A 25095-nucleotide genomic window follows, 5' to 3' on the forward strand; every position below is an offset into this window, starting at 1 on the left:
GCTCAGCCGTGTCCGACCGCGCCCGCCAATGCGGATTTCCCGCCCCTGCCCGCACCGGCTCCCCTCGGCAATCTCAGCCCGATTTCACCCCGGCAACCGGTACAAGGCGTAAGTTCCGCATCGCTCCGCTCCCGAACCGCTGGAGAGGAAGAGCATGAGCCCGACGACGGAATTCGCGATCAATGGCCGCTTTCTGACGCAGAATGCCACGGGCGTTCAGCGTTATGCCTTCAATGTCGTGAAGGCGCTCGATCGGACCCTCGGGGAAGACGCGCGGATACCGATCCTCGCGCCGCCCGGATGCCCCGATCCTGGCTTCGACCATATTCCGCTCGTTCGGTCCGGCCTTTTCGGCGGCCACGCCTGGGAACAGCTTGTGCTTCCGGGGCAATCGCAAGGCACCCTGCTCAATCTCTGCAATACGGCGCCCGCCCTGAAGACGGACCAGATCGTCTGCATCCATGATGCCAACATCTTCTCGGCGCCGGAAAGCTACAGCCGGTCCTTTCGTGCGGTCTATTCGCATCTGCAGCCGCTTCTGGCGCGGCGGTCGAGCCGGATCGCCACCGTTTCCCATGCTTCCGCGCGCCAGCTTGCGCGTCACCTGCCCGTCCGGCTGGAGGAGATCGCCGTTCTTCCAAACGGGCATGAACATGCGCTCGAATGGGACCCCGCAATGGCCCAGATCGCGCCGCCGGTCGTCAACGACGTCAGGTCGAGAAACCGGCAATTCGTCCTGGCGCTCGGTTCACGCGCCCAGCACAAGAACCTTGGGCTCCTCATCAAAGCCGCCGGGGCCCTGGACGAACGGCAGATAGATATCGTCGTTGCCGGCGGCGACGCGGGAATATTCAGCCCCGGCCTTCTGGAGCAACGGCCGAATGTCCGGCTGCTTGGAAGGGTTTCGGACGACGATCTCGCATACCTGCTGCAGAATGCCCTATGTCTGGTCTTCCCGTCCCTGACGGAAGGCTTCGGGCTTCCCATCGTCGAGGCGATGGCCTGGGGCTGCCCGGTGATATCATCCCACTGCGCCAGCATGCCGGAAGTGTGCGGCGATGCTGCCTTGCTGGCCTCTCCGTTCGAGCCCACGGAATGGGTAAACCACGTCCGGACGCTTCAGGACTCCCGGTCACTGGCGGGCGAACTGCGCGACCGCGGCTTCGAACAGGTCCGAAACTTTTCCTGGTCCAAGTCGGCGGCGGGTTATCTGGAACTGCTCGACCGTCCTGCCGCGCAGCCGGTTGCCCGCAAGCAGGCAGCGCCTGCCGCCCTTAGGACCGCCGTCGTCATCGCGACGCGTGGCCGGCCCGGCGTGGTCACGGCGACCGTCCGCCATCTCCTCGCGACGCAAACGGTCGATCCGGAAGCTCTCATCGTCTCCTGCGTCGAGATTTCGGATGCGGGCGAGCTGGCCGACGATCCCCGGGTCACGGTCATCACCGGCCAGCCGGGGCTTGCGGCCCAACGCAACAAGGCACTCGCGAACCTGCCTGCCGGCACGGATTTGGTGGTGTTCTTCGACGACGATTTCGTCGCGGACGAGAACTGGCTCTCCGCGGCCGCGATGGCGTTTCGCGACGAAGCCCGGCTCGTCGGCTTTACCGGGCGCGTGATCGCCGACGGGATCAAAGGTCCCGGCATAACGTTCGAGGATGCCCTGCGGCTATTGGACGCGGCGGCGGCGGGCGGATCGAGATGGCACGATCCCTACAGCCCCTATGGCTGCAACATGGCATTCCGCGTTTCCGCCATCGGCGAGGCGCGTTTCGACGAGCGCCTGGTCCTGTATGGCTGGCTGGAAGATCGGGACTTCGCCGCGAGCCTCGCCAAACGAGGCGGGCGCTTCGTCAAGTCCGACGAGGCGTCCGGCGTGCATATGGGCGTCAAGAGCGGCCGGGTGAGCGGCGAGCGCCTAGGTTATTCCCAGATCGTCAACCCGCTTTACATGCTGCGCAAGGGCACCATGACGCTCAGGCAGGTCGCAGACCAGGTTTTCCGCAACATGGTCAGCAATTTCGGCAGGCTTCTCTGGCCGGAACCGTTCATCGACAGGCGCGGCCGGGTGAAAGGCAACCTGATCGGCATAGCCGATGTGCTGCGCGGGCGCCTGGAGCCCGAGCGGGCGGCGTCACTATCAATCATCAGCAAGTTGGGCGGCCTAGCCGGAGGTAAGACAAAATGACGTTTAACAGTCCCGGCCCTCTTGAACGTGCCTCCCGGCTCTGGCGCCTGGAAGGCGTTCCGGCGGACAATGCCGGAGATGGACCGATCGCTCTCCTGCGGCTGGTGAGTGCGCTCGCCTGGCAGCACAAGGCCAGGCTGATCGCATGCACGGCGACCGGGCTCATACTCGCCGCCCTGTATGCGCAATCCCTGCCCCGCATCTACGATGCGACCGCAACCCTTCTGCTTGAACCCCGGCAAGGCATATTCAGCGGTCATGACGTCGGCGCGCAACCCAGCCTCGACCTGAACAGCGCCGAGAGCGAATTGCAGATCATTCGCTCCGAGCGCCTTCTTTCGGCGGTGTTCGAGAGCCTCAGCCTCTATGACGATCCCGAACTCGGTCCGCAGCCTCCGGGCGCCATCAGGCTTTTCCTGTCGCGCACACAGGATCTGCTTCGGACCCTGATGGACAGCGGCCTGAAGTCCATCGACAAGACCTCGCGCTCCCCCCTCGAAGTGGCGGACAATACGATTGCCGGAATGAACGACAGCGCGCGGCGGACAGCTTTCTCGAATTTCGTCAGGAGGATCGACGCGCGACGCGTCGGCCAGTCCTATGTCGTTGAAATCGGATATGCCTCGTCCAATCCGGAACGTCCCGCCAGGGTCGCCAACGCGATCGTATCCGGCTACATCCTGCAATCGGTCGCCTTCAAGGAGCAGATGGCAAGGGCCGGCACGGAAACGCTGCAGGGGCGTCTGGACGCGCTTGCGGCCCAGGTCAACGCGGCGCAGGAGGCGATGAAGAGCGGCACGCTGCCGACCATCCCCACGCCGGATGCGGACGCCCGGATCATCGGCGCCGCCCTGCCCCCGCTCAGCCCGTCGAGTCCGCGGTCGTCGCTCATCACCGCGCTTGGCGGCCTTCTGGGCCTGCTATGCGGAATGTCGACGATCGCGCTCGGCGTCGCCTTCGACCGCAAGGTGCGCAATGCCCGGGACCTGTCGCAGGATACGGGAATTCCCTGCCTGGCGCGGGTGCCGGATGCGGGAGAGAAGACCGGGCTGGCCTGGCGGATGGATAGCCAGTCGCTCAGCCGCTATGCGGCGGCGATCCGCGACCTGCGGACCTCGATCGACATCGCCTGCGCATCGCAGCGCAGAGAGCGCAACATCGTCATCGCGCTTGTCGGGGCGACGCAGGGCATCGGCGTCTCGACGCTCTGCCTCAGCCTTGCGCAACTGCTGAGCCGCAGCGGCCGCCATGTCACGTTTTTCCAGTCGGAAACCGAGATACAGAACGATTATGGAAACCGGCCGTCCGCCTCCCTGGCGGATGCGGCGATTTCCGGCGCCTATGCCGACCATCTGCCGTTCGAGGATTTCGACGGGATAGCGATCCTGCCGATCCATTCGAAGGACCTGCATACGAATATCTTCGCGGATTTCCGCCATCCGCGCGTTCTGCGCATCCTCGAGGCGGCCCGCATGAAGGGGGATGTCGTCCTCGATCTTCCCGCCCTCAACACTTCGATGGACGCGCTGGCCCTGACTTTTCACGCAGACGCCGTGCTCCTCGTCGCAAGAGCGGGCAGAACGACCACCGAGGAGGTCAAGGACGCGCATCAGCAACTAAGACGTGCCGGCGCCAATGTGATCGGCACGGTGATCAACAGGGCAAGACTATGACCGGGAGCATGGACCAGGGCGCCTCGGCCAACCCGGGTTCGCCGGCTCCGGAAAGGAGCCGGAGCGAACATGCCGGTCCCGAACCGGCCGGCATCCCTCCGAAGCTTTCGGTCGTCATAACCTGCTGGAACTATTCCCAATATGTCGACCGGGCGATCCGCAGCGTCCAGTCGCAGCACCGCGAGGACTGCGAACTTCTGGTCGTCGACGACGGTTCCACCGACGGCTCATGGGAAGTGATCGGCAGCACCGGCGCAAGGGCGCTCCGCGTCGACAACGGCGGTCAGAGAAAGGCATGTCTGCACGGCCTTCACCACACCTTGTCGCCCTTCGTGCTGTTTCTCGATGCCGACGATGAACTTCTGCCCGGCTCGCTCGAAGCGATCATCGCCAATCTCGACGACAGCGTCGCCAAACTTCAGTTCCCGCTGAAGCGCATGGACGGCGACGGCAACATCATCAGCGGTCCGGTTCCCGAACTGGATGCTTTCCGTGGCCGCCAGCTTGTCAGGCGGGTGCTGCAGACGGGCGTCTATACGACGCCTCCAACATCCGGCAACGTCTTCCGGCGGGATGTCTGCCATCTCCTGGAGGGGGCCGAATACGACAAGGCGGTCGACGGCGTCATCCTGTTTGCGGCTCCGTTCATGGGGGACGTGGTCAGCCTGTCGCAGCCGCTGGGTCTCTATCGCGTGCACGACCGCAACGATTCCGGCCTCGGAACCGAGCTGAATTCCCAATCCCTGCGCCGAGATCTGCGGCGGTTCGTGGACCGGATGGGACACCTGCGCCAGATCGTCGAGACATACGGGTTCGCCGGGGAGCTCGTCGTTCCCGAGCAGGCCTATTTCTACCTGGAACGCCGTTTCTATCTTGCCGTTGCCGAAGGTGAGCGGATATCCGTGCAAAGCCTGCTTCGACTGCTGACGGTGTTATGGCGCGAATATTATCCCGCCAGGACCAAGGCGGTCATAACGGCTTTCTTTCTCATGACCAGCATGCTCCCCAAGGAGCGGGCCCGTCGAGGCCTTGCATACCGGCTGGACGCGGGAAAGCGTTCGCCGCTGGGTCTTCTCCAGGCCCTGATCTGACGGGACCCTCCTATCTCCGGTCGACCAGTTCAAGCCGGCCACCCCCCATTTCGAGGCGCATGCCGAGAACCAGAAGCGTTCCCACATAGATCGCGGCCCCCATGCCGCCGGCTGCGGCGAGCTGGAATATGTCGTACCAGCCGGAAGCCGAAAGTTCCGCTCGCAGCCAGAGCACGCAGACCGCCATGACGAGGGCCGCGAAGGCGACCTTCCATATGTTCCTCAACTGCATCCCAAGTCCCAGCGCCAGCAGTTTCCGCGCCTCGGCCAGGTAGAGGGCGAACATCATGAAGGACAGCAGAATCCGCGCGACGCTCGCGCCGGCGACCGAGAAGAGGTAAAATCCTAATGTGATCAGGACGATCCGCAGGCAGAGGTCGATCGCGTTGAGGCGGAAGATGATGTCCGGCCTGTCGAGCGCGAGGCTGGCCGAGTAGAGTGTCTGGAAATACGGGATCGGAATGACCGAAATCGCAAGCAGGCTGAGATAGGGAGCCGCGTCGCTCCATTGGGAACCGAGCAGGATATCCGTGACCAGATCCGCGGTGAGCGAAATCCCGACGCAGACGGGAACCGAGATGACCATCGCGAACCGGGTCGCCTTGAGGAACGCCACCCGCATTCGCTCGGCATTCGAGCTGATCTGCGAAAAGGCGGCCATCACCGGCTGCAGCGCCGGACCAATGATGCTTTGCGTGGGAATGACGGCGACATCGCTGGCAACCGCATAACGTCCAAGCATCGTCTTGTCGCCCGCCGCGCCGATGAGGAAACGGTCGTATTGCCAGTTCAGCGCCGAGATCAGCTGGGCCGAGCTGAACCAGCCGATGAAACCCGCGAAATCGGACAGGCGTTTCAGCGAGAGCCTCGGCCGATAGGGCGCCAGCACATAGGATACGGCGGTCGCGATGACGGATGTCACGACGAAATTGGCGACGATCGCCCAGTATGCCCCACCCGAAAGCACGGTGACGACCGCGGCTATGAAAGCGCAGGCCTTGCCTATCGTTTCAACCAGGAACGTCGGGCGGAAGTTGAGATCCCGGGCGAAATGAACGAGCGCCGGACTGATGAACCCCTTTGCGATCGGGCCGAGGGCCAGAACCGAGATCAGCGGAATGAGGGCGGAATCGCCGTTGAACAGCGCATAGGGCCAGGCAGCGACCAGGAAAACCAGCGCGATGACCGCGCTTCTGAGGACGCCGAGCGTGAAGCCCGTATCGAGATGGCTCCTGTCGATCGCGTTCAGCCGCACAAGCGCCTGCGTCACCGGGACTTCAAGGACGGTGTCGATGACGACGACCAGCGCCATGGCCAGGGCGGCTAGGCCGAAATCGGCCGGCACCAGAAGACGCGCCAGAATGAGCAGATTGAAGAAGTCGATGATACGGCCGATAAATCGGGAGAAGACGAGCCAACTGGCTCCTTTGAGAGCGGCTAACGCTAGCATTGAGTCCTGAGCCCCGTTTCGGCCTGCACCCCAGGCCGTGACCTTGAACTGCGGGGCGCCTGCGGCTTGCAAGGTGCCCGCTGCGGAAATCTCCCCCCATCGGCGCGATCGACGATCGCATGTCTGGAAAGCACCGTAAGGTCCCTCCCCCACGCGAATGTGCCGTTTCAGGATCGGCGGCTCCTCCAACCACGATCATATTGGCTTCCGGACTGTCTCCCCGCGTCAACGATGCAGACGGGCGGAGACGCCCCGAAGGACATGCGCCATTTCGATGGCGCCCAGCAGGGCCGGCTTCAACCGCGGGAAATCCCGTGCAATCGCGCCTTCGCGCCATAGCTGGGATTTCACCGACATGAGCTTTTGCCTGACGCCGGCCTGTTCCGCCTGGGAGACGATATGGACGACATCGGACCGGCCGAAATCGACCGACCGGGGACCGACGCCCAGCGCGATCATGTCCGCTTCGCTGGGATTGGTGATCGCCTGCTTGAGCTTCGACCATGCCCGGTCGGCATCGCGCAGGGCCTCCGCTCCGCCGGACAGATCGTCGATATATTGCAGCGCGCCGGCCAGAAGCGGATTGCCCCGCGCCGGATCGAGCCTACCGTAACGAATGTCGCCCGAATTTCCGACGACGGCGCCGTTCTCCGCCATGCCCAGTTGCCTGACGGAGGGAATGGCCGGTTCGAACAGGCTTTCGATGATCTGCCAGTAACGCAGGACCACCGTCCTTACCTTGAAGGGATTGTAGAGCCGGTCTTCCACGACGAGGCCCGCAACTTTCGGAAAATGGTCCTCGCTCAGGCCCTTGTAGTTGCAGCGCGCAAACTGCACCGTTTCAAAACCGCGGTCCGGGAGACCGGCGGCCAGCAGCCTTTGGGTGCTGCCGTAAAGACCGGTATCGCAGAGGATGATCCGCCTCGCGTTTCCCGATATCTGCTGCAGGTGGATCTTGAAAAGATCGTTCTGCGCGCGAATGTCGTCACCGACGGCGCGGCCCGCATCCGTGTCCAGCATGGCGAAAAAACGGCTCGGCTCGAAGGCCTGCCGCCACGCCGCCGGCAAATCGTAGGAGCGCCCGCCGAGCGCGCTCGCCACGGCTGCGAAACTGGCGCCCTTGAATTCGCGGCCGAGTTCGTCGAGCACGACCGGGCTTCTGGTCACCACTGCCGAGCGTGCCGCAACAAGCCGCGAAATCAGGACATTCTCCCGCCGGAGCGGCAGCGGCAGCCCGAGAGACAGAAGAAGCCGCTCGAAAGCCTCCCTGATACCAATGCCGCCCCTGGCGCAGAAGAGCAGCGTCGAGTCCTCGCTTCTGACCTGCTGGCAATAGAGCCATAGGAACAGGCAGAATTCCGCAACGATCGGCCCGAAGACGGCCCTGCCGAAGGAAACCTGATCGTTTGCAGCCGGCCTTACCTGACGGCTCCGGATGGAGTGGTGCCTGATCCTCCGCATCGCCTCCGTCGCCGCTCCGTCCGCACGGGAAAGGAGGCGCTTGGCGGAACTCTTGGGAAGATGCACCGTCTTTATTCCCATCCTGCCGGGCACGAGGCAATCGGCGACAGGATCGTCGCCGATATGCAAGGTGCGCGACGCCGGAACGCCTTCGGCTTCCAGCACGCGGGAAAACAGCTCGCCCTGGCGCTTGCTCGCGCCCAGATCGGCGCTGGAATAGATCCTGTCCACGAGGCCGGGGCCATGAAAATAGTCGATCAGTTCAGCGACCTTTTCTCCCGGCAGCCCCGTATCGCTGACGGCGACGACCCGAATTCCGGCCTGGCGATGGCATCTCAGCAGCATCGCCAGTTCACCGTTGGCGAAAAGCGCCCGTTTTTCGATCGCGAGCTCGATCGCCAGACGCTTTTCGACAAGGGACTCCGACAGGCCGAGGATGGCAAGCTGGCGGCCGATCACGTCGACCAGCCGAACCTCGCCCGGCCCGCCTTCCATGTTCAATGCCCTGTAGGCAAACCTTTCCGCGAGCAGCCGCGCCCGGACAAGCTCGTCCGGGCGGATCGCGGACCCTTGCCCCCGCAGGAAACGGGCGAACTGATCCTCCCCCGCGACAAGCCGTGAACGCTGCGACAGGCCATGCCGCAGCAGGAGCGTATCGAAGACATCCGTCGTGATGAGATTGATATTGTCGAGAGATCTCCTGAGCTCGTCGAAGCCTCGCCGCAGCATCAAATACTCCCTCGCAATCACTCAACCCGTTCGCTGATCGATAGCATCCGGAACAACGATCCGAACTGCGCAGATCATGCCTCACCGCCCGTGCGTTACACTTCATGCAACAAGTCACAAACGCACTTACCAATACAGCATACCAAATATGCTTAATTTACATCAAGTGGAAATTAACTTTCGGATTATGCCCTCCCTGAACAAAATGTAATCAAAAAGACGTATCTTTGGACATAAATTAGAATAAATGAAGGCATCGACTTTCAATCGAATAGAGTATACTCTTCCTCTATTGTGACACTTTATGGGGGAATTGATGAATGACGCATACCTCCAGAACCTGCAACAGATCACGGCAATCGAGGAATATGACGCGATCGTTCTCGGCGCCGGCGTGAGCGGTCTCGTCTCGGCATCAATCCTCACCGGCCAGGGGCAATCCCACATACTTGTCGTCGACGAATATGACCATGTGGGCGGCAATCATATCGATTGGTCGTCGCAAGGATATACGTTCGATATAGGCAGCCTCATATTCCAGGACGACTCCCCTCTTCTTACACATTTTCCGGAATTACTGTCCCTATACGTCCCGATAGAGCCGAGCTGGGGAAGACTGAACCCCCAGGGCATGATCACCGACTATCCGATCTCGATGCGGGACGACATCGTCCGGGCCGGCGCCGCGGAGATCATCCGCATCCTCGCCTCCGTCCTCTACGCCCGCCTGTTCCAGCGCGGGATGCGCAACGCGAAGGAATTTGCGCGCTATTGGATCGGCGCGCGCCTGCTCTGGCGTTCGGGACTCGAGTCCTACATGAAACGTTTTTACGGGATCGCTCCCGAACAGATCGACATCGACCTGGCCCGGAAGCGCATGCTGTGGATCAGCGAACATGCGTCCCTGCCCAATCTCGTGCGCCGTCTCTCCAAGCCGAAGCCGGCCGCGCCGTCGAACAGGCAGCTCGCACGGCCGAAGGCGGGCTTTGCCTCCCTCTATAGGCTCGCCACGGAACGCCTCGAACAGCGTGGCGTGAGGTTCGAACTCGGCGTGAAAATGAACGCCATCGAAAAGATACAGGATCTGTTTCACCTGAAGGTCGGCGATCGCGTTCTGGCCACGCGCCGCCTGATCTCCACCATCCCGATCGAACAGGCCGAGACCCTGTGCGCGATGGAACGGCGGCAGCCGCTCGAAACGATCACGTTGATCACCCTGTATTTCAGCTTTTCGGGAGCGCGCGGGTTCCTGCAATCCATCATCTACAATTTTTCCCATGACGGTGCCTGGAAACGGCTGACCGTCTATTCGGATTTCTACGGCCGGGCCAACGAACGGGAGTATTTTGCGGCCGAAGTGCTCGCCGACCAGGTTGGAGGGTCGATCGAGAAGGCCGAGGCCGACTTCCGGGACCATGTCCGGGCAAACGGGCTGTTCGATGGCGACCTCAAGCTCGAAGGCGGCCAGATCCTCACCAATGCCTACCCGATCTATCGCCGGGGGGCCGCCCAGCATGCGGCGGAAGCCATCAAGCGGCTTGGCACGTTCGGGATCGAGTCCTTCGGACGCCATGGCGCCTTCAACTATCAACCAACGGCGCGCGTCTCCACCATCGACGCCGAAACCGCCCTCGGGTTCAAGCGGGAGACACACTAATCCAGCAAGCAACCCGGCCCCGTCGTCCGGGACCAGGCCCGATGGGCAGTGCCCGAAGCAAGTCTGCCTTCACAACCATGTGGGACAAACGATGCGAATCTTGCATATCCTCAACCACACCAACCGCTTGAACGGTCACGTTCACGCGGCTGTCGATCTTGCCTGTGCCCAGGCCAAGCTGGGCCATCAGGTTTGCGTGGCAAGCGGCGGTGGCGACTTCGACGCCCTCCTGGGCAAGTACAATGTCAGCACGACCTTCCTCGATCACGAAAGAAAACCGCTGAAGCTGCTGAAGTCGCTGTGGGCGTTGCGGGCTCACGTTCGCGATTGGCGACCCGATATCGTGCATGCGCACATGATGACGAGCGCGGTCCTGTCCTTTCCGGTCTGTCGGCTGAAGGGGATTCCGCTCATCACCACGGTACACAACGAATTTGAAAAAAGCGCCATACTCATGGGGCTCGGAACCCGCGTCATCGCCGTGAGCGAAGCAGTCGGGGCATCGATGCGGCGACGCGGCATACCGGCCTCCAAGCTCCGTGTCGTCCTCAACGGGACGATCGGTTCGGCGCGCTTCGAGGGCCGCGACCGCACGCCCGTGAAACTGTCGAAGCCGAATATCCTTTTCGTCGGCGGCCTTCACCCCCGAAAGGGCCTCCCCGACCTGCTGGAAGCCTTTCGCATTACCCACGACAGGCATCCGGACGTCCACCTCTATGTCGCCGGAGGCGGGCCCATGGAGGCCGACTATCGCCAGATCGCCGCCGAAACCGGCTGCGGGGACGCCATCACCTTCGTCGGCGCGCTCGAAGACCCCTTCCCCTACATGCTGGGGGCCGACATCTTCGTCCTGCCCTCGCACGCCGATCCCGCGCCGCTCGTTCTTTCGGAAGCGCGCGAGGCGGGTTGCGCCGTGATCGGCACGCAGGTCGACGGCATCCCGCAACTGCTGGAATTCGGCGAGGCGGGCATCCTGGTTCCGCCCTGCAATCCGTCCGCGCTGGCCGAGGCTCTCTCCAGCCTCCTTGCAGATCCCGAGCGCATCAGGATGTGGCGAGGCAAAAGCCAGTTCCGCATCGAGAACATGGCGATCGATCGCGTCGCCCGCGAAACCATGGATGTCTATCTTTCCGCCATTTCAGGCAGCTTCGTAACCACCTCCGTCATGGCCTGACGGGCTATCCGCGCGCCGCGACGGCCGTTCAAGAAGCGCCATCACACACGACAAACCGGGATCGTCAGCTACGGCCGAGCTGGCGTTTCAGATAGCTGTCCGCATGCGGATCGGCGTAGTGAAACAGGGCGGTTGCCCGCACCGCCCCTTCGTCGACGGGCTCGTTCGTGTGAATGCTGCGATACCCCCAGAACAGGTAGAGATTTCCGGGAACCATGGCGACCCGCTTGATCCGCTTCCCGCCGGATGCCCGCGTACGCAGAATCCGCTGCGTCAGCGCATTGTCGACGATGACCTTGTCCGCGAGATTGAAGAGATAGTTCGAGCGGATTCCCCGGGTGTTGGGAATGATCAGGAAATCGCCGCGCTTGCCCTCCACCGGTATCTCCACCGGAATGAGCGCGGTGATGACATAGGAATCGTAGTGAAACATCAGGGAATGCCTGGATACGCTCTTGCCCGTGAGGCAACGCAGGATCTGGTAAAAATGCACATCCGGCGCCGGCCGCCGCAGGCCGATGGTGTAAAGGCGGGAAAAGAGCTGCCTGAATTCGGCGGAATTCGCCAGATCGTCCAGGCTGGAGCCGGCCAGTTCGTCACGCTTGAGCGAAACCGTCTGATGACCGCCTCGTTCGATGGCTGCGGCGACAAAGTCGCGCATGTGGGAAAGATCGTCGTTCGAGAGAAAGCCGGGCGCGCAATATATGCCTTCGGCGTCGATCCGGCGAGCGATCCCCTCCACATCACCGTCCGACAAATTGGATAGCCACGATTTTGCATTGACGAGCGAAGACATGGCAGGCCTCCATATCAAAAGCCGAATCCTATCCGACTGAGTACATGATGCTGTCTCTGGAATGATTTCAGGCGCTGTCTGGATGCAGAATAGCCGTGGTCAACGAAGCACGTCACCCGCTTGACCCACCGCGAAATAATTACCACGGAACGACATGCGTCTTCCAGCCATAATATTTCCCGCGCATTTATTTTTAATATCGATCTTCCCGGATAGATTTGCCGCAGGCATCGAATACTGTTTCGGGCAGCCCGGCTATTTGCGCACCCCGCCGGTGCGAAGGCTCCTTTTCCCGTTTCCATGACGGCCACTCCGCTTTCGCGGAGTGGCTTCATCCAGCCGTGGGCGCCCGCAAGCCGGTCAATGCGCGATGACGGCATCCCGCACGCGCACGGCGCTGTTGACGACGCCGTAGCGGAAAAACAGGTCGGCGGCCCGCTGCTGTTCGTCGAGGAATGCCTCATCCACGGCGCCGACGCCCCAGGGCCGATGGGCAAGCGCGTTTCGCCATTTCTCGGCGCTGTCGCTCCGCCCGCTGCCGGTCAGCAGGTCCGCAGCGGCATCCGGATTTGCCGCGGCCCAGCGCTCGGTGTCATCCAGGGCCTTGACCAGGGCCGAGATGACGCCCGGATTTTCGCTGGCGTAACGCCGATCGCCCCAGAAGACGGAGCGGTTGGGAACAAGTTCGGCGACGGTTGCGACGATGCGGGTGCCAGGCGTCTTCTCTTCCACCGCGGCCAGAAGCGGATCATGAATGAGCCACGCATCGGCTCCGCTGGCGAGCACGTCTGCTGCCGTGGCGACGGCGGGAATGTCGATGACCTTGATTTCGGCCGGGGCGGCGCCGGAACGGTCGAGGATTTCCGAAAAGGCGTGCGTCTGCCAGGAACCGACGGTGAAGGCGATCGAGCGTCCCTTGAGGTCGCCAAGCTGCCGGATCGGCGAGCCGGCGGGAACGATCACGCCGCCATGCTCGGGATGCTCGCGCGAGCGGCCGAGATAGACGATGGTGTCGCCCGCCGACTGGGCGACGATCGGCGGGGTACTGCCCGTGGCACCCACCTGGATGGAACCTGCCCGCAGCAGCGGCGCGGTTTCGCGGCCATCCACGTAGCGAATGAAATCCAGCCCGCCGGCGGCCTCGGCTAGGCCGTACTGCAGCTCCGGCACGTTGCTGAGTATCCATGTGGCGAGATTGTTGGGATGCGTACCAATGGTGAGTGACATCGCTTTTCTCCTTGGTTTTCCTGGCTTATTCGTCCAGCGCCCGATCCAGGAATTCGGGTGCTATCCAACTGCCGAGCGCAAAATCCCGCTCGATGAAACCATGGCTCAGAAGGAACCGCTTCTGGTCTTCGAGATGGTCGAGAAGCGCGGGGGCAAGGGAGGGGCGGAGATTGGCCGCGACCTGTGCTCCATAGGCATGTTCCACGCCGGCGGGGGTGGCGCCGGTCTCGCCGCTGACGATCGAAACGACGTCGCGGGGATGCCGCCTTCCCCACTCGGCAGCGCGGAACAACGTCTTGAGATAGCGCACCACGAGATCGGGCCGCTCTTCCGCCAGTTCGGCGCTGACGGTTATAGTGCGCGGCGTGCCGTTGTTGATCTGCGGTTCTCTTGGACCCGCCGTATCGACGGTCCAGATGGGCCGGACGGCGCCGGACAGCACCAGATCCGCGCCCAGCGCACCCTTGACGGAGATCGCGTCGCCGCGTCCGGCCTGCAGCGCCTCCACCTCCCAGGCGTAACTGTCCAGCGACTTGTCGCCCATGACAGCCTTCGGACGCGGGACCGCAATCGTCTCGCAGCCGGAGAGCGACAGTCCCGACTGCGCGAAAGCGTTATGGTAACCGCGCAAGCTCATGGCCCGAAAGAAGTCCACCCGGCCTTCGCCATGGTCCGGCAGGATGAGCCGTCGCCCCGCCAGTTCCGCGAGCTCCCGAAAGGGCGAATCCGGCAGCACGGCGATGGCCTGGAATTCCGGCACGAAGGTCAGGCCGAGCAGGACGGTGCGGCCGCCGGAAGCCTTCGCGGCAAGCGCGGGCACATTGCCTCCCTCGCGAAAAAGCGCCGGCATCGCATGGCTGAAATGCGCCTCGCGGTCGGAGTGAACGGCCTCGGTTATCGGCCGCACGGCAATGCCGTCCGGCGCGTATTCGACCACGATGGTGCCGTGGCTGATGGCGATGCCGCTGGCGCTGGGAACCGGGCAGCGCGTGTACCAGAGCGTATCGATGGCAACGGAGGTCATGGCCTAGAGCACCTTGTCGAGGAAAGCGCGCATGCGCGCCGTTTCCGGTTGCGTGAAGAGCTGTTCCGGCGGCCCCTGCTCGATGATGTTCCCGCCTTCGAGAAAGACCACGCGGTCGGCCACCTCGCGCGCGAAACCCCATTCGTGCGTGACCACGATCATGGTCATTCCGCCGGCCGCCAGATCGGTCATCACCGACAGCACCTCCCCGACAAGCTCGGGGTCCAACGCGGATGTCGGTTCATCGAAGAGCATCAGCTTGGGCTGCATGGCAAGCGCACGGGCGATGGCGACCCGTTGCTGCTGGCCGCCGGAGAGCTCCCTGGGATAGGCCGAGGCCCTGCCCGCCAGTCCGACGCGCGCGAGCAGCGAGCGGGCGGTTTCCTCGGCTTCCGCGCGTGAGCGCCGCCGGACGTGGATGGGCGCCTCGACGATGTTCTCCATGACGGTCAGATGCGGGAACAGGTTGAAGTTCTGGAACACCATGCCGATGTCGGCGCGCTGGCGGTTGATTTCCGCCTCGGACAATTCACGAAGTTCCAGCCCCCGGGAGGTCTCGCATTCGCGATAGCCGATCAGCACCCCGTCGACCTCGATACGGCCGCGCTGGTAGATTTCCAGCCGGTTGATGCAGCGCAGGAAGGTGCTTTTACCGGAACCCGAAGGGCCGATCAGCGCGACCACCTCGCCTCGCAGGACGTTCAGATCGAGGCCGTTCAGCACGCTGAGCGTGTCGAAACGTTTCGTCAGCTTCCGGATGCGGACCAATGGGGATGCTGCCGGATCGGCAATATCGTTCGCCATATCAGCTTTCTCCAACGGTTGGACCCGGCCGGGCCGGCTCGCCATTGCGCAGCCGGGAAAGCAGCGACGGCGCGCGATTGCGCACGGCTCCCTTCGCGAAATAGCGCTCGATATTCGCCTGCAGCCAGGTGAGCAGCGTCGTCATGACCAGATACCAGAGCGTGGCGACGATCAGCAGCGGGACGATCTGGAAGGTGCGGTTGTAGACCGACTGGGCCGAATAAAGCAGGTCGCTGACCGCGATGATGCTGACCATCGACGTCCCCTTCAGCAAGCCGATGAGCTGGTTTCCGAACGTGGGCACGATCGAGCGCATGGCCTGGGGGATGATGATGCGGACCATCTGACGGCGGCGCCCGATCCCGAGCGCGGAGGCAGCTTCGAACTGCCCCTGGTCGACCCCCAGTATGCCGCCGCGGACGGTTTCCGAGGCGTAGGCCGCTTCGTGAAGGGTCAGGGCGACGATTGCCGCGCCGACCGGAGTGACCAGGGAGTTGGTCGGCGCCGAAAACAGGGGCGGCAGGAAAGGCAGCCCCAGGCTGACCTCCGGCACCAGATAGGCGATGTTGAAGGTGAACAGGATCAGGACGAGGAGCGGCACGGACCTGAAGAACCAGACGTAGCCCCAGCTGACGGCCTGCAGCACGGGGTTCTGCGAAAGCCTGGCGACGGCGATCAGCGTTCCCAGCAGGGTGCCGAGCACCATGGTCACCGCGGTCAGCCAGATCGTCGACCAGACGCCGAGCAGAATGGCCTGCGAGGTGAAATACTGCGCCACCACGGGCCACTGGAAACGGGGATTGGCTATGATGCTCCAGAGCAGATCGGCCAGCAGGGCCACCACCAGCAGGCCGACGACGAACCGCCAGGGATGGCGGCGCGGTTTCAGCGGGCCGGTGATCTCCTCATGATCGCTCTTCGATACCTGTGAACTGGTCATGGCGCCCCCGTGCAGATGGCTGATGCAGGCAAGGCGGGAGCAGGCGGATGCGAACGGGCGCGGCGTTCAGGCCTTACGAGCGCTCCGTGCTCTGCGAATCCGATACGCTGTTCCCGGACGAACGCACTTCGTTGAGATAGTTGTAGACAGAGTGCCGGGTGACGGAAAGCGCGCTGGCCAGCTGCTGCACCGACTCGCGCAGAATGAAGAAGCCCTCGCGTTCCAGCCGCTCCACCACGGCGATCTTGTGCTTGCGGTGCATCATGTCGGGCGGCACCCCTATTTCCTCGATCGCGCGCGCCACCAGCTGTTTGCGCAGGGCATCCACGTCGCCGGGATAACTCTCCTCGCCCGATCCCGCCGCCGGCGGCAGCAATTGCGGCAGGTCCACGGCGCGGGCATAGACCCCGCTCAACTGCCATTCGGCAAAGGCGCTGAGGTGGCGCCACTCGGTCACGTCCAGATTGACGCACAGGCAACCCAGGACCTTCTCCCCCTCGCGAATGAACATCGTCGAGGCCCGGATCGTGCGGCCATCCTCCGTCGTCGACATGTAGTTGAGAGAATCGGTGAAATCGCCTCGCCTGATCTTGCCGAGCAGGAAGTCGGTCGTCGGGCCGCCAACCTTGCGGCCGGTCAGGCTGCCTGCCAGCGCCACGATGGAATTCGGGGCTCGGGAAAGATCGTGTACGAGCACTTCCGACCTGGGCCCGAATGTTGCCGCGAGCCCGTCGACCATCGCTGCAGCCAAAGCCAGCGACGGATGCAACTCGTATGGCTCGGTTACCTGTGGGGCGGCCAGCATGAAACACACTCCTCATCTGAGACTCCACGTCAGCCATGACGCGGCTCGATAAGGAGACATAGTGCGCGTGCTGTACAAACTCGTCTACCATCCTCTGTTTCAACAACAATTTCATAGGAGGCGCTGGTTTGGCCCAGATGCGCCGCCCGCGCGGTCGCCACGACATAGCCGTCCCTGACCGAAACGTGGTGCGTCGCATTGATTTCCACGCCGACCGCGATGCGGCCGGATTTCCGGGCGTGCAGCATGGCTGCGCGGGACGCGGTGCTTTCGGCCAGCATCGCCGACGCGCCGCCCGCCAGGATGCCGAAGGGCTGCCGGTTGGGAGCGACCGGCATGCGGGTCACGTATCGCTCGATCCCCGCCTCGACGGTCTCGATCCCCATGTGCTCCGCAAGCGGGGGAAATTGGGGAGGTTCGGTCATTGGGCAGCCTCCGACGCCAGTGCCACGATTGTCCCTGTCAATGCCGCGATGTCGTCCGGCGTTGTGAAAAACGCGCAGGACGCCCGGATCAGATCGGTGCCGGGAATGTCGCGCACGGCGATCCGCCGCGCGCCCAGCGCAGCCACGACATCCGCTGGATCATGGCCGGCCAGCGAGAACGCCACCAGCCCGGCGGCGTGCGCCGGTGTGGCGACGCTCACCCCGGGCAGCTTCGCCAGTTCACGACGCAGACCGGCAGCCATCTCCCGCCCGGCCGCCAGCAGTTCGCGATGATCTCCCTGGACCGTCCGCCAGGCCAGCGCCGCGGCCAGCCCGGCCCAAAGCTGTTTGGATTTTGCGCCGCGCTCGAACGTGATCGCGGCCTCCGGTACGGGGCCATGGCCTGCCAGACGCTCCAGGCTGCCCCGCGCCACAAGCAGCACGCCGGTGCCTTCCGGTCCGAGCAGCCACTTCTGTCCGGGAAGCGCGTAGAAATCCACGCCGAGCGCGGCGAAATCGATGTCGATGGAACCCGCCGCCTGCGCGCCATCGACGAGGATCGGCACGCCTGCCTTCCGCGCCCGCGCCGCCAGCCCGGCGATGGGCAGGACACGTCCGCTCGCCCAGCCGACATGCGACACAAGCAGCAGGCCGGCGCGGGTTTCCAGCGCGTCCGCCAGTATCCGGATCGCTTCTTCATCCGGGCGGCCGGCTATGCCCACTGCCACGACGTCGACGCTGCGGCGTGCCGCCCAGTGGTGAAGCAGGTCCAGCGCCGCCGGATGTTCCAGATCGGTGGTCACGACGCGCTGGCCGGGTGACAGGGAGATCCGGTCGAGCACGATCTCCAGACCATCGACCGTGCCGCTGGTCAGGACCACCTCATTAGGTGCTGCGCCGAACAACCCGGCCAGCGTCTCGCGCAGCGTCGCCAGCATGGCGTCGATCTTCGCATAACGCCTTCCCGAGATGCGGCCGCGCTCCACGTCTTCCTTCAGCGCATCGTGCATGGCATCGGCCACGGCTACCGGCAGAGGCCCCGCCGTGCCCGTGTTGAGATAGGTGAGCCGCGCAAGTGCCGGGAGATCCGCCCGTATGGTCTGTCTCTCACGCATGCGCGCCTCGCGAAAAACGTGCGCTGGCCGTCGTGGCCTCGTCATTGGCCGCACTCTCCGGCAGGATGGTGTCGGCATGGGCGATGGCCTCCGCGAGGCTACGGCCGCCACCGTTGCGCAGCACCCGCAGCCAGGCAAGGGTTGCCGCCAGCGCCTTGGGAGCCGTATTTGCCAGTCTGGCGGCATAGGTCCGCGCCGCGTCCAACGCGCCGCCCTGCGGCACGGCGAGCGCGGCGAGCCCGCAAGCCACCGCGCCGTCGGCATCCAGCCAATCCTGCCCGAGGACCAGCCGGGCCGTGAGGCCGGGTCCGATGCTGCGGTCAAGGAGGAAACTGCCCATGATGCACGGACGCCCGGCGCTCAGTTCCGGCATGCCGATCCGTGCTCCCTGCGCCACCACGATGAGGTCCGCGTGGAGCGCCATCTGCAGCGACCCGCCGGCGGCGACGCCTTCGATCGCAGCCACGACCGGCTTGGGAAAATCCGCGAGCATTTGCTGCAGCCCCTCGTAGAGCCCATGCTGCTCGGCCTGTTCCCCGGCCGACAATGTCGGCGCTTCCTTGATGTCGAGACCGGCGCCGAAGGCCTTGCCGCCGGCGCCGGCGATGACCACGACCCGGACCAAATCGTCGTCTGCCGCCGATCGCAGCGCCGCATCGAATTCCCGCATCAGGCCGAGCGACATCGCGTTGCGCCGTTCGGGACGATTGAAGGTCAGCGTGGCGATGCCGTCGTGGAGTTCCGTCAGCAGATCGGTCACTGGTCCTGCTCCGCAAATTCGGCTCGGATGGCGGCGCCGTCCTCGCCAAGCCCATGCACGCGGCGTTGCAGGGACCGGTCGTCGAAATCCCCGAACCGCAGTGGAGAACGGATGATGCGCAACGGCGATCCGTCCACGTCCAGGGCCTCGATCACCGTTCCGTTGGCCTCGACCTGTGGTGTGCCGATGACCTCGCGATAGTCCATCACGCGCCCGGCGGTGATGCCTGCGGCATCGAACTGCGCCAGCCAGTGCCCGACAGGCGCCGTGGCCAAAACCTCGGCGATGGCCGCGTTCAGCGCGGCCCGGTTTTCCACCCGTTCCTTGACCGTCACGAAACGCGGATCGCCGAGCCATTCCTCACGGCCGAGAATGGCGCACAGCTTGACCCAATGGGGCGCGATATGCGCCGAAAGCACCAGCTTGCCATCGGCGGCCGAATAGACGTCCGCCGGGGCCGCATAGGCCGCCCGGTTGCCGACGCGGGGCGGAACGATGTCCGATGCAAGGAATTCCGCATATTGCTGGGCTTGCAGGAATATGCCGACATCGAGCATGGACGTGCTGATGGTTTCGCCGCGCCCGGTACGCGCACGGCCGACCAGCGCAGCCAGGATTCCGCTCGCCAGCATCATGCCGCTCGCCGCATCGACGACCGGCACGCCAACCTTGGTCGGCTCCTGCTCCGCATCGCCCGTGACCGACATCAGCCCCGTTTCCGCCTGAAGCACGATGTCCACGCCGCCGCGCGCCCTGTCCGGCCCCTCCGCGCCAAAGGCAGAGAGCGAGGCATAGACGAGCGCCGGATTTTCGGTCCGCAAGGCCGCGGCGCCGAGGCCCAGCCGGTCCATCACGCCGGGCCGGAAGGCCTCCACCACCACGTCGGCCCGCCGGCAAAGACGACGGGCGAATGCGAGGTCATCCGCATTCTTGAGGTCGAGAACGATAGTTTCCTTGAGTGCATTGAAAGCGGAAAAGGTCGGCGCGGTGGAGCCACCGCCGGCTTCCTTCGATCTCGTGAGGCGCATCGGGTCTCCTTCGGGACCCTCGACCTTGATCACCCGGGCGCCCAGGCCGGCCAGCAGGTCAGTGGCACAGGGGCCGGCGATGAGCCGGGAAAAATCGATGACGGTGATTCCCGCCAAGGGGGCGGAAGAGAGCCTGGACAAAGCTTTGCCTCACTGTGACTGGGGATCGCGGAGGCGCACGACGCCTCCGCGGGCTGACCGGTGCCGGCTTACTTGGCGGCGAGATTGACGCCGGGCTGGATGGCGTAGGCGCCAAGCCCCCAGTGCTCCAATGCCTGCTTGTAATAGCCGTTCTTCACCAGCACCTGCAGGGCCGCATTGACGGCATCGGCGATCGGCTGGTCGTTCCTGGCCACTGTCATGCCGAGCAGAAGCTCGCCGGCTTCCGGAAGGGGAACATCTTCCACCGGCACGCCCTGGGACTGCTGATAGATCGTGTTGAAGGTGCTGCCGGCATAGGCATTGACGCGGCCGGATGCGAGGCTCAGCATCATCGACGGCGCATCGTCGAACGACGAAAGCGTCGGCGTCGGCAGGCCCGCGCCCTTGCACACCTTCTCGAACGTTCCATAGACGGAGAACGATCCCTTGACCTCGCCGTAGACCTTGCCACAGACGTCGAGCGCCTTGGCGATGCCGAGCGGATTGCCCTTGGCGACAACGATGGAGTTGGTCGACAGAATGTAGTCGACGAAGGTGAAGGACTTCTGGCGCTCCAGCGTATCGCCATTGGTCGACACGGTCAGGTCGACCTGGCCGGACTCCAGCGCCAGCAGTTGCGACGCCGTGTTCGGGAAGATGGTGGTCTTGAACTTGATCCCCAGGACCTGTTCGAGCCCGGTGACGAGATCCGCCGTCAGGCCACGCACCTCCCCGGGTTTTTCACCCGGAAAATTGACCGGAGCGATGCCGACGGCCAGGGCGACGTTGATCTCGCCGGCTTTACGGATCGCCTCGGGCAGGAGGGAATGAACCTCCTGATTTTTCTCGAACCCGGGCTGCAACTGCGTCTGCTTCGTCAGGTCGACAAGCGGCTCCGCGCCTGCGGCACCCGCCACAAGAAGGGGTGCCAGTGCGAATGCAATATACGCTGCGATCGTCCTGCGAAATGCTTTCATAGGTATCAGCACGTTGAGAACTCCATAAGAAATAGGGGAATGCGCCTCGGCGGTGCCTGGACCGCACAATTCAACGCGGACAATATTAGTTTCGACAATTTGAGAAATTAATCAAACAGAATTTGTATGGATTTTTCCGAAATGTAAAAATTTGGAATAAGAATCGTTCTTAAAACGCCCTTTTGGAATTGCGATCCTCATGAAGGAGCCGTGACGGCTTGTCTTTGCCCATCACCGCTCCGAAATGCCGGCGCTACACGCCACAAATACCAGCAAACCACGCAGCGCCTTCCGCATTTGCATCCCTATCCCGCGCTGGGATAATTTTCTACTAAATCTATATAAAAAGAAAGACCTGTCTTTCTGAGCCTATCTCCGTCCCCTAACCTCTCGCAGAGTTCGACGGACCGACCGATGCAGGAAGAGGTGCCGGCCCGTATCTCGGATATTTCCCAGCCCACGAAGACGAGATGACATCCATGCACAGGAAGAAATACGGCATAGGGCGCGCGCCCGGAATGAAGGCGGCGCTTCTTGTCGCCGCGACCTTGGCTCTTGGCTTTCCGTTGTCCGGCAATCCGCTCGTCGGCAAAGGTTATGCCGCATCCGACGAACGCAAGACGATCACGATCACCGACGAGCTGGGCCGGGAGATAACCCTGCCGGTGCCGGTCAAGGCCGTTTACCCGGACCTTTGGTATCAAACGGAAATCGTCCGGGCGATCGGCGCGGGCGACACCATCGTGGCGGTCGATCAGACCGCAGATCCCAACAAGAATGCGGCCAACCGGGAATATTTCGCGGAATTTGCAAAGGTGCCGGATGCCGGCAACTTCAACGGACCGAATTGGGAAACCATCGCGACATCGGGCGCGGAGGTCTTCTTCGCCCGCCGCAACTCGCCCTGGCAGGATGCCGTCGAGAAACTCAAGCCTTTCGGCATCCAGGTCGTCGTGGTCAGCACCTGGGACCCCAAGGTCCTGCGCGCGCAGCTGCCGAATGTCGGCAGGATTTTCGGCGCCGAGAAAGGAGCCGCCGCGCTGGCGCAGCTCTATGACGATATCGAGAAGATACTGACGGAGCGCCTGAAAGGCACCGAGCCGAAAACCGTCTATTTCGAGAACAATGCGGATTTCGTGACATCCGTCCCCGGCTCGGGCTGGCATGACACGATCGTGCTCGGGGGCGGCCAGAACATCTTCGGGGACATCAAGATCGGCAATAGCGGCAGCGCTTCGGTCCATACCTACACGATCGATCCCGTCGAGATCATCAACCGCAATCCCGAGGTGATCATCCACAACGGCGTCGACGGACAGGCTTCCGGCTACCAGCCCTGGGACAAGGCGCAGCTCGCCGAACAGGCGCAGCGCATCGCCGGCCGTCCAGGATGGGGTTCGGTCAAGGCCGTCCAGGACAAGAACGTCTTCATCTTCAACAATTTTCTCTATTCGGCGCTCGGCAAACAGCTCGGCGCGCTGGTCGTCGCCAAATGGCTTTACCCGGACCGTCTCGCCGATGTCGATCTCGACACGTATTTCGCCAGATGGCTGGAACCCCAGGGCGTGAAGGCAAAACCCGCCTCCGACTATCTCTACAAGCTCGGCGGATAGCTGAAAGCCGGAACCCAAGACGTCGATTGTTGAGGAAAACAATGAATTCGACACGGACTGATGCATATCCCGCCGGTCTCCGCGGCAAACAGCCGGGCGAGCTTCGGCACTCCCGCGACCGCTATGCCTTCCAGAACTGGGCGATTGCCCTGGGCGTCGTGGCCGTGGCCGTCACGGCACTCATCGGCATTCAGATCGGCACGTCGGGAGCAACCCTCACGCATGTGCTTGAAACATTCTGGGCCAAGATTACCGCGACCCCCGCCCCCGACCGGGCGACGATGCAGATCCAGAACATCATCTGGGAGCTGCGCGTGCCCCGGATCGCGCTGGCCATCCTCGGCGGGGCGGCGCTCGCCGTCGCGGGGACATTGTTCCAGGGATTGCTTCGCAACCCTCTCGTCAGCCCCTATACGCTCGGCATCGCGCCGGCCGCCGCCTTCGGCGCCTCGCTCGCCATCGTCCTGTTCGGCGCGACCGCCGGCAGCGCGGCCATATCGCTTGTCGTCGGCGCGCTGCTGTTCTCCTTCCTCAACACGGCTCTGGTCCTTTCGCTCGCTTCAACGCGCAACCTGAACGCCACGACGTTGATCCTGGTCGGGATCGCGCTTTCGCAATTGTTCGGAGCGCTTACCGCCTGCATCCAGTATTTCGCCGAGGACGAGATACTGGCGGCCATCGTCCGCTGGACCTGGGGCTCCGTCAACAATTCGGCCTGGTATCAGGTGCTCGTGCTGCTCGCTTTGCTGGGGCTGACGTTTCCCTATATCCGTTTTCGCAGCAGCGCGTTGAATGCCATCGCCTTCGCCGGCGACGATTCCGCGAAAAGCCTCGGCGTGGCGGTCTCCAGGGTGCGCCTGGAGACCATCGCCATCGCGGCGACGCTGACGGCCGTCACCATCGCGTTCACGGGCATCATCGGCTTCGTCGGCCTGGTCGCCCCCCATATCGCGAGGCTGGTGGTCGGGGCCAATCACCGCTTCCTGATCAGCTTCTCGGCCATCATCGGCGCTCTGCTGCTGGTGGTCTCCGATGCCGTCGGCAGGCTGGTCATCTCTCCCGGCGTCATCCCGGTCGGCATCATCGACGCGTTGGTTGGCGCCCCCATCTTTCTCTATCTGATCCTCACTCGGCAAAAGGCGATCGAATGACCCTCAAGATTGACTCCCTCGTCGTCGGTTATGGAAAGAGAGACGTCGTCAAAGGCGCCACCCTTCAGGTCGGCAAAGGCGAGCTGGTTGGGCTTCTGGGCTCCAACGGCTCGGGAAAATCCACCCTGATCAAGACCATTGCCGGCATCAACCAACAGACGGGCGGCACCATTACCTGGAACGGAACGACCGATCTCGCGGGGCTTCCCCGGCGTGAGCTTGCCAAGATCGTCGCCTATGTGCCGCAGTCCATCGGCCTTTCCTTCGGACTTGACATCAGGGAGGCCGTTCTCCTCGGACGTACGCCCTATTTTGGCACGCGCCCGCGGGAAGAGGACTGGGATCACGTCGAAACGGCCATGAGCCTGCTCGGTCTCGACCAGCTCGGCGACCGGTCCGTGACCGAATTGTCCGGCGGCCAGGGGCAACGTGTGCTGATCGCCCGCGCCTTGGCCCAGGACCCGGAAATCCTGCTTCTCGACGAACCGACCAGCGCGCTCGACATCCGCTACCAATGGCAGACGCTGAACGTCGCGCGCCAGATCACGCGGAAGAAAAACGTCGCCGCGGTCATCGCCATTCACGACCTCAACCAGGCGGCCCGCTTCACCGATCGCGTCGTCTTCCTTCACGACGGCGAGGTGATCGCCGAGGGGCGACCCGCCGATGTGTATTCACCCGAACTGATCAAGCGGGTCTATGGCGTCGACGTGGAACTCTCCGCCTACAAAGGCTTCGTCCAGGTGCATCCCCTTTCGGAGCACGACGAGACGCATCACCGGCCGGTGCCGTTTCCGCCGGCCCCTGCGGTCAATCCGGACGCAGGACAACTGGAGCTTCAGGGCCGTTACACGGCCTGACCATTTCGA

General features: G+C 63.5%; 21 protein-coding genes. 8 read left to right on the forward strand and 13 right to left on the reverse strand.

Going from position 1 to position 25095, the window contains the following annotated elements; all coding sequences use genetic code 11:
* The first annotated feature begins 154 nt into the window (after positions 1-154).
* The 3 genes from ACFFP0_RS05600 to ACFFP0_RS05610 are packed head-to-tail and all read left to right on the forward strand — an operon-like array spanning position 155 to position 4949.
* Positions 155-2185 carry a glycosyltransferase gene (locus ACFFP0_RS05600; protein WP_377257475.1) on the forward strand — a complete coding sequence of 677 codons (2031 nt, stop codon included), beginning with the start codon at positions 155-157 and terminating at the stop codon, positions 2183-2185.
* Positions 2182-3858, forward strand: coding sequence for a Wzz/FepE/Etk N-terminal domain-containing protein (locus ACFFP0_RS05605; RefSeq protein WP_377257477.1), 1677 nt, complete (start codon positions 2182-2184; stop codon positions 3856-3858). Before ACFFP0_RS05600 ends, ACFFP0_RS05605 begins: the two co-directional genes overlap by 4 nt.
* Positions 3855-4949, forward strand: coding sequence for a glycosyltransferase family 2 protein (locus tag ACFFP0_RS05610; protein ID WP_377257479.1), 1095 nt, complete (start codon positions 3855-3857; stop codon positions 4947-4949). Before ACFFP0_RS05605 ends, ACFFP0_RS05610 begins: the two co-directional genes overlap by 4 nt.
* A gap of 10 nt (positions 4950-4959) precedes the next feature.
* On the opposite strand, the gene ACFFP0_RS05615 is transcribed toward ACFFP0_RS05610, so the two are convergent.
* Together ACFFP0_RS05615 and ACFFP0_RS05620 are read right to left on the reverse strand one after the other, a co-directional pair.
* Complete coding sequence (locus ACFFP0_RS05615; RefSeq protein ID WP_377257481.1) at positions 4960-6399, reverse strand: lipopolysaccharide biosynthesis protein; 1440 nt, start codon at positions 6397-6399, stop codon at positions 4960-4962.
* Positions 6400-6624: 225 nt separating this feature from the next.
* Entirely contained in the window at positions 6625-8589 is a 1965-nt protein-coding gene (locus ACFFP0_RS05620) for an HAD family hydrolase (protein WP_377257483.1), read from the reverse strand.
* Between the two features lie 316 nt (positions 8590-8905).
* On the opposite strand from ACFFP0_RS05620, the gene ACFFP0_RS05625 reads away from it, so the two are divergent.
* Entirely contained in the window at positions 8906-10246 is a 1341-nt protein-coding gene (locus tag ACFFP0_RS05625; protein WP_377257485.1) for an NAD(P)-binding protein, read from the forward strand.
* 91 nt (positions 10247-10337) lie between these two features.
* Positions 10338-11420 carry a glycosyltransferase family 4 protein gene (locus ACFFP0_RS05630; protein WP_377257487.1) on the forward strand — a complete coding sequence of 361 codons (1083 nt, stop codon included), beginning with the start codon at positions 10338-10340 and terminating at the stop codon, positions 11418-11420.
* A 64-nt stretch (positions 11421-11484) separates the two neighbouring features.
* On the opposite strand, the gene ACFFP0_RS05635 is transcribed toward ACFFP0_RS05630, so the two are convergent.
* The 11 genes from ACFFP0_RS05635 to ACFFP0_RS05685 all read right to left on the reverse strand — a co-directional run bounded on the left by ACFFP0_RS05635 (position 11485) and on the right by ACFFP0_RS05685 (position 21474).
* On the reverse strand, positions 11485-12216 hold the full coding sequence (locus ACFFP0_RS05635) for a hypothetical protein (protein ID WP_377257489.1): 732 nt from the start codon (positions 12214-12216) through the stop codon (positions 11485-11487).
* Positions 12217-12576: 360 nt separating this feature from the next.
* Positions 12577-13443, reverse strand: a complete 867-nt coding sequence (locus ACFFP0_RS05640) for an ABC transporter substrate-binding protein (protein WP_377257491.1) — start codon at positions 13441-13443, stop codon at positions 12577-12579.
* Positions 13444-13468: 25 nt separating this feature from the next.
* Entirely contained in the window at positions 13469-14467 is a 999-nt protein-coding gene (locus ACFFP0_RS05645; protein WP_377257493.1) for an ABC transporter substrate-binding protein, read from the reverse strand.
* Between the two features lie 3 nt (positions 14468-14470).
* Positions 14471-15271, reverse strand: a complete 801-nt coding sequence (locus ACFFP0_RS05650; protein ID WP_377257495.1) for an amino acid ABC transporter ATP-binding protein — start codon at positions 15269-15271, stop codon at positions 14471-14473.
* A gap of 1 nt (position 15272) precedes the next feature.
* On the reverse strand, positions 15273-16211 hold the full coding sequence (locus tag ACFFP0_RS05655) for an amino acid ABC transporter permease (RefSeq protein WP_377257497.1): 939 nt from the start codon (positions 16209-16211) through the stop codon (positions 15273-15275).
* Positions 16212-16284: 73 nt separating this feature from the next.
* On the reverse strand, positions 16285-17016 hold the full coding sequence (locus ACFFP0_RS05660; RefSeq protein WP_377257500.1) for a helix-turn-helix transcriptional regulator: 732 nt from the start codon (positions 17014-17016) through the stop codon (positions 16285-16287).
* Between the two features lie 29 nt (positions 17017-17045).
* Entirely contained in the window at positions 17046-17441 is a 396-nt protein-coding gene (locus ACFFP0_RS05665) for a PaaI family thioesterase (RefSeq protein WP_377257502.1), read from the reverse strand.
* Positions 17438-18556, reverse strand: coding sequence for an aminotransferase class V-fold PLP-dependent enzyme (locus ACFFP0_RS05670; protein WP_377257504.1), 1119 nt, complete (start codon positions 18554-18556; stop codon positions 17438-17440). Before ACFFP0_RS05670 ends, ACFFP0_RS05665 begins: the two co-directional genes overlap by 4 nt.
* Positions 18549-19316 carry an enoyl-CoA hydratase/isomerase family protein gene (locus tag ACFFP0_RS05675; RefSeq protein WP_377257506.1) on the reverse strand — a complete coding sequence of 256 codons (768 nt, stop codon included), beginning with the start codon at positions 19314-19316 and terminating at the stop codon, positions 18549-18551. The genes ACFFP0_RS05670 and ACFFP0_RS05675 overlap by 8 nt, the downstream gene beginning before the upstream one ends.
* A complete protein-coding gene (locus ACFFP0_RS05680; protein WP_377257508.1) occupies positions 19313-20461 on the reverse strand; it encodes a CaiB/BaiF CoA transferase family protein in 1149 nt (382 codons plus the stop codon). The genes ACFFP0_RS05675 and ACFFP0_RS05680 overlap by 4 nt, the downstream gene beginning before the upstream one ends.
* A gap of 92 nt (positions 20462-20553) precedes the next feature.
* Positions 20554-21474 (reverse strand): transporter substrate-binding domain-containing protein, encoded by a 921-nt coding sequence (locus ACFFP0_RS05685; protein WP_377257510.1) that lies wholly within the window; start codon positions 21472-21474, stop codon positions 20554-20556.
* A gap of 467 nt (positions 21475-21941) precedes the next feature.
* Between ACFFP0_RS05685 and ACFFP0_RS05690 the strand changes: the two genes are divergently transcribed.
* From ACFFP0_RS05690 to ACFFP0_RS05700, 3 genes are read left to right on the forward strand one after another with little or no spacing between them, the layout of a single operon-like run.
* Positions 21942-23075 carry an ABC transporter substrate-binding protein gene (locus tag ACFFP0_RS05690; protein ID WP_377257512.1) on the forward strand — a complete coding sequence of 378 codons (1134 nt, stop codon included), beginning with the start codon at positions 21942-21944 and terminating at the stop codon, positions 23073-23075.
* 41 nt (positions 23076-23116) lie between these two features.
* Positions 23117-24226 carry a FecCD family ABC transporter permease gene (locus tag ACFFP0_RS05695; RefSeq protein WP_377257514.1) on the forward strand — a complete coding sequence of 370 codons (1110 nt, stop codon included), beginning with the start codon at positions 23117-23119 and terminating at the stop codon, positions 24224-24226.
* Positions 24223-25086, forward strand: a complete 864-nt coding sequence (locus ACFFP0_RS05700) for an ABC transporter ATP-binding protein (protein ID WP_377257516.1) — start codon at positions 24223-24225, stop codon at positions 25084-25086. The genes ACFFP0_RS05695 and ACFFP0_RS05700 overlap by 4 nt, the downstream gene beginning before the upstream one ends.
* The last annotated feature ends 9 nt before the right edge of the window (positions 25087-25095 follow it).

Origin of the sequence: Neorhizobium puerariae (assembly GCF_042429745.1) — a bacterium.
Taxonomy (GTDB): domain Bacteria; phylum Pseudomonadota; class Alphaproteobacteria; order Rhizobiales; family Rhizobiaceae; genus Neorhizobium; species Neorhizobium puerariae.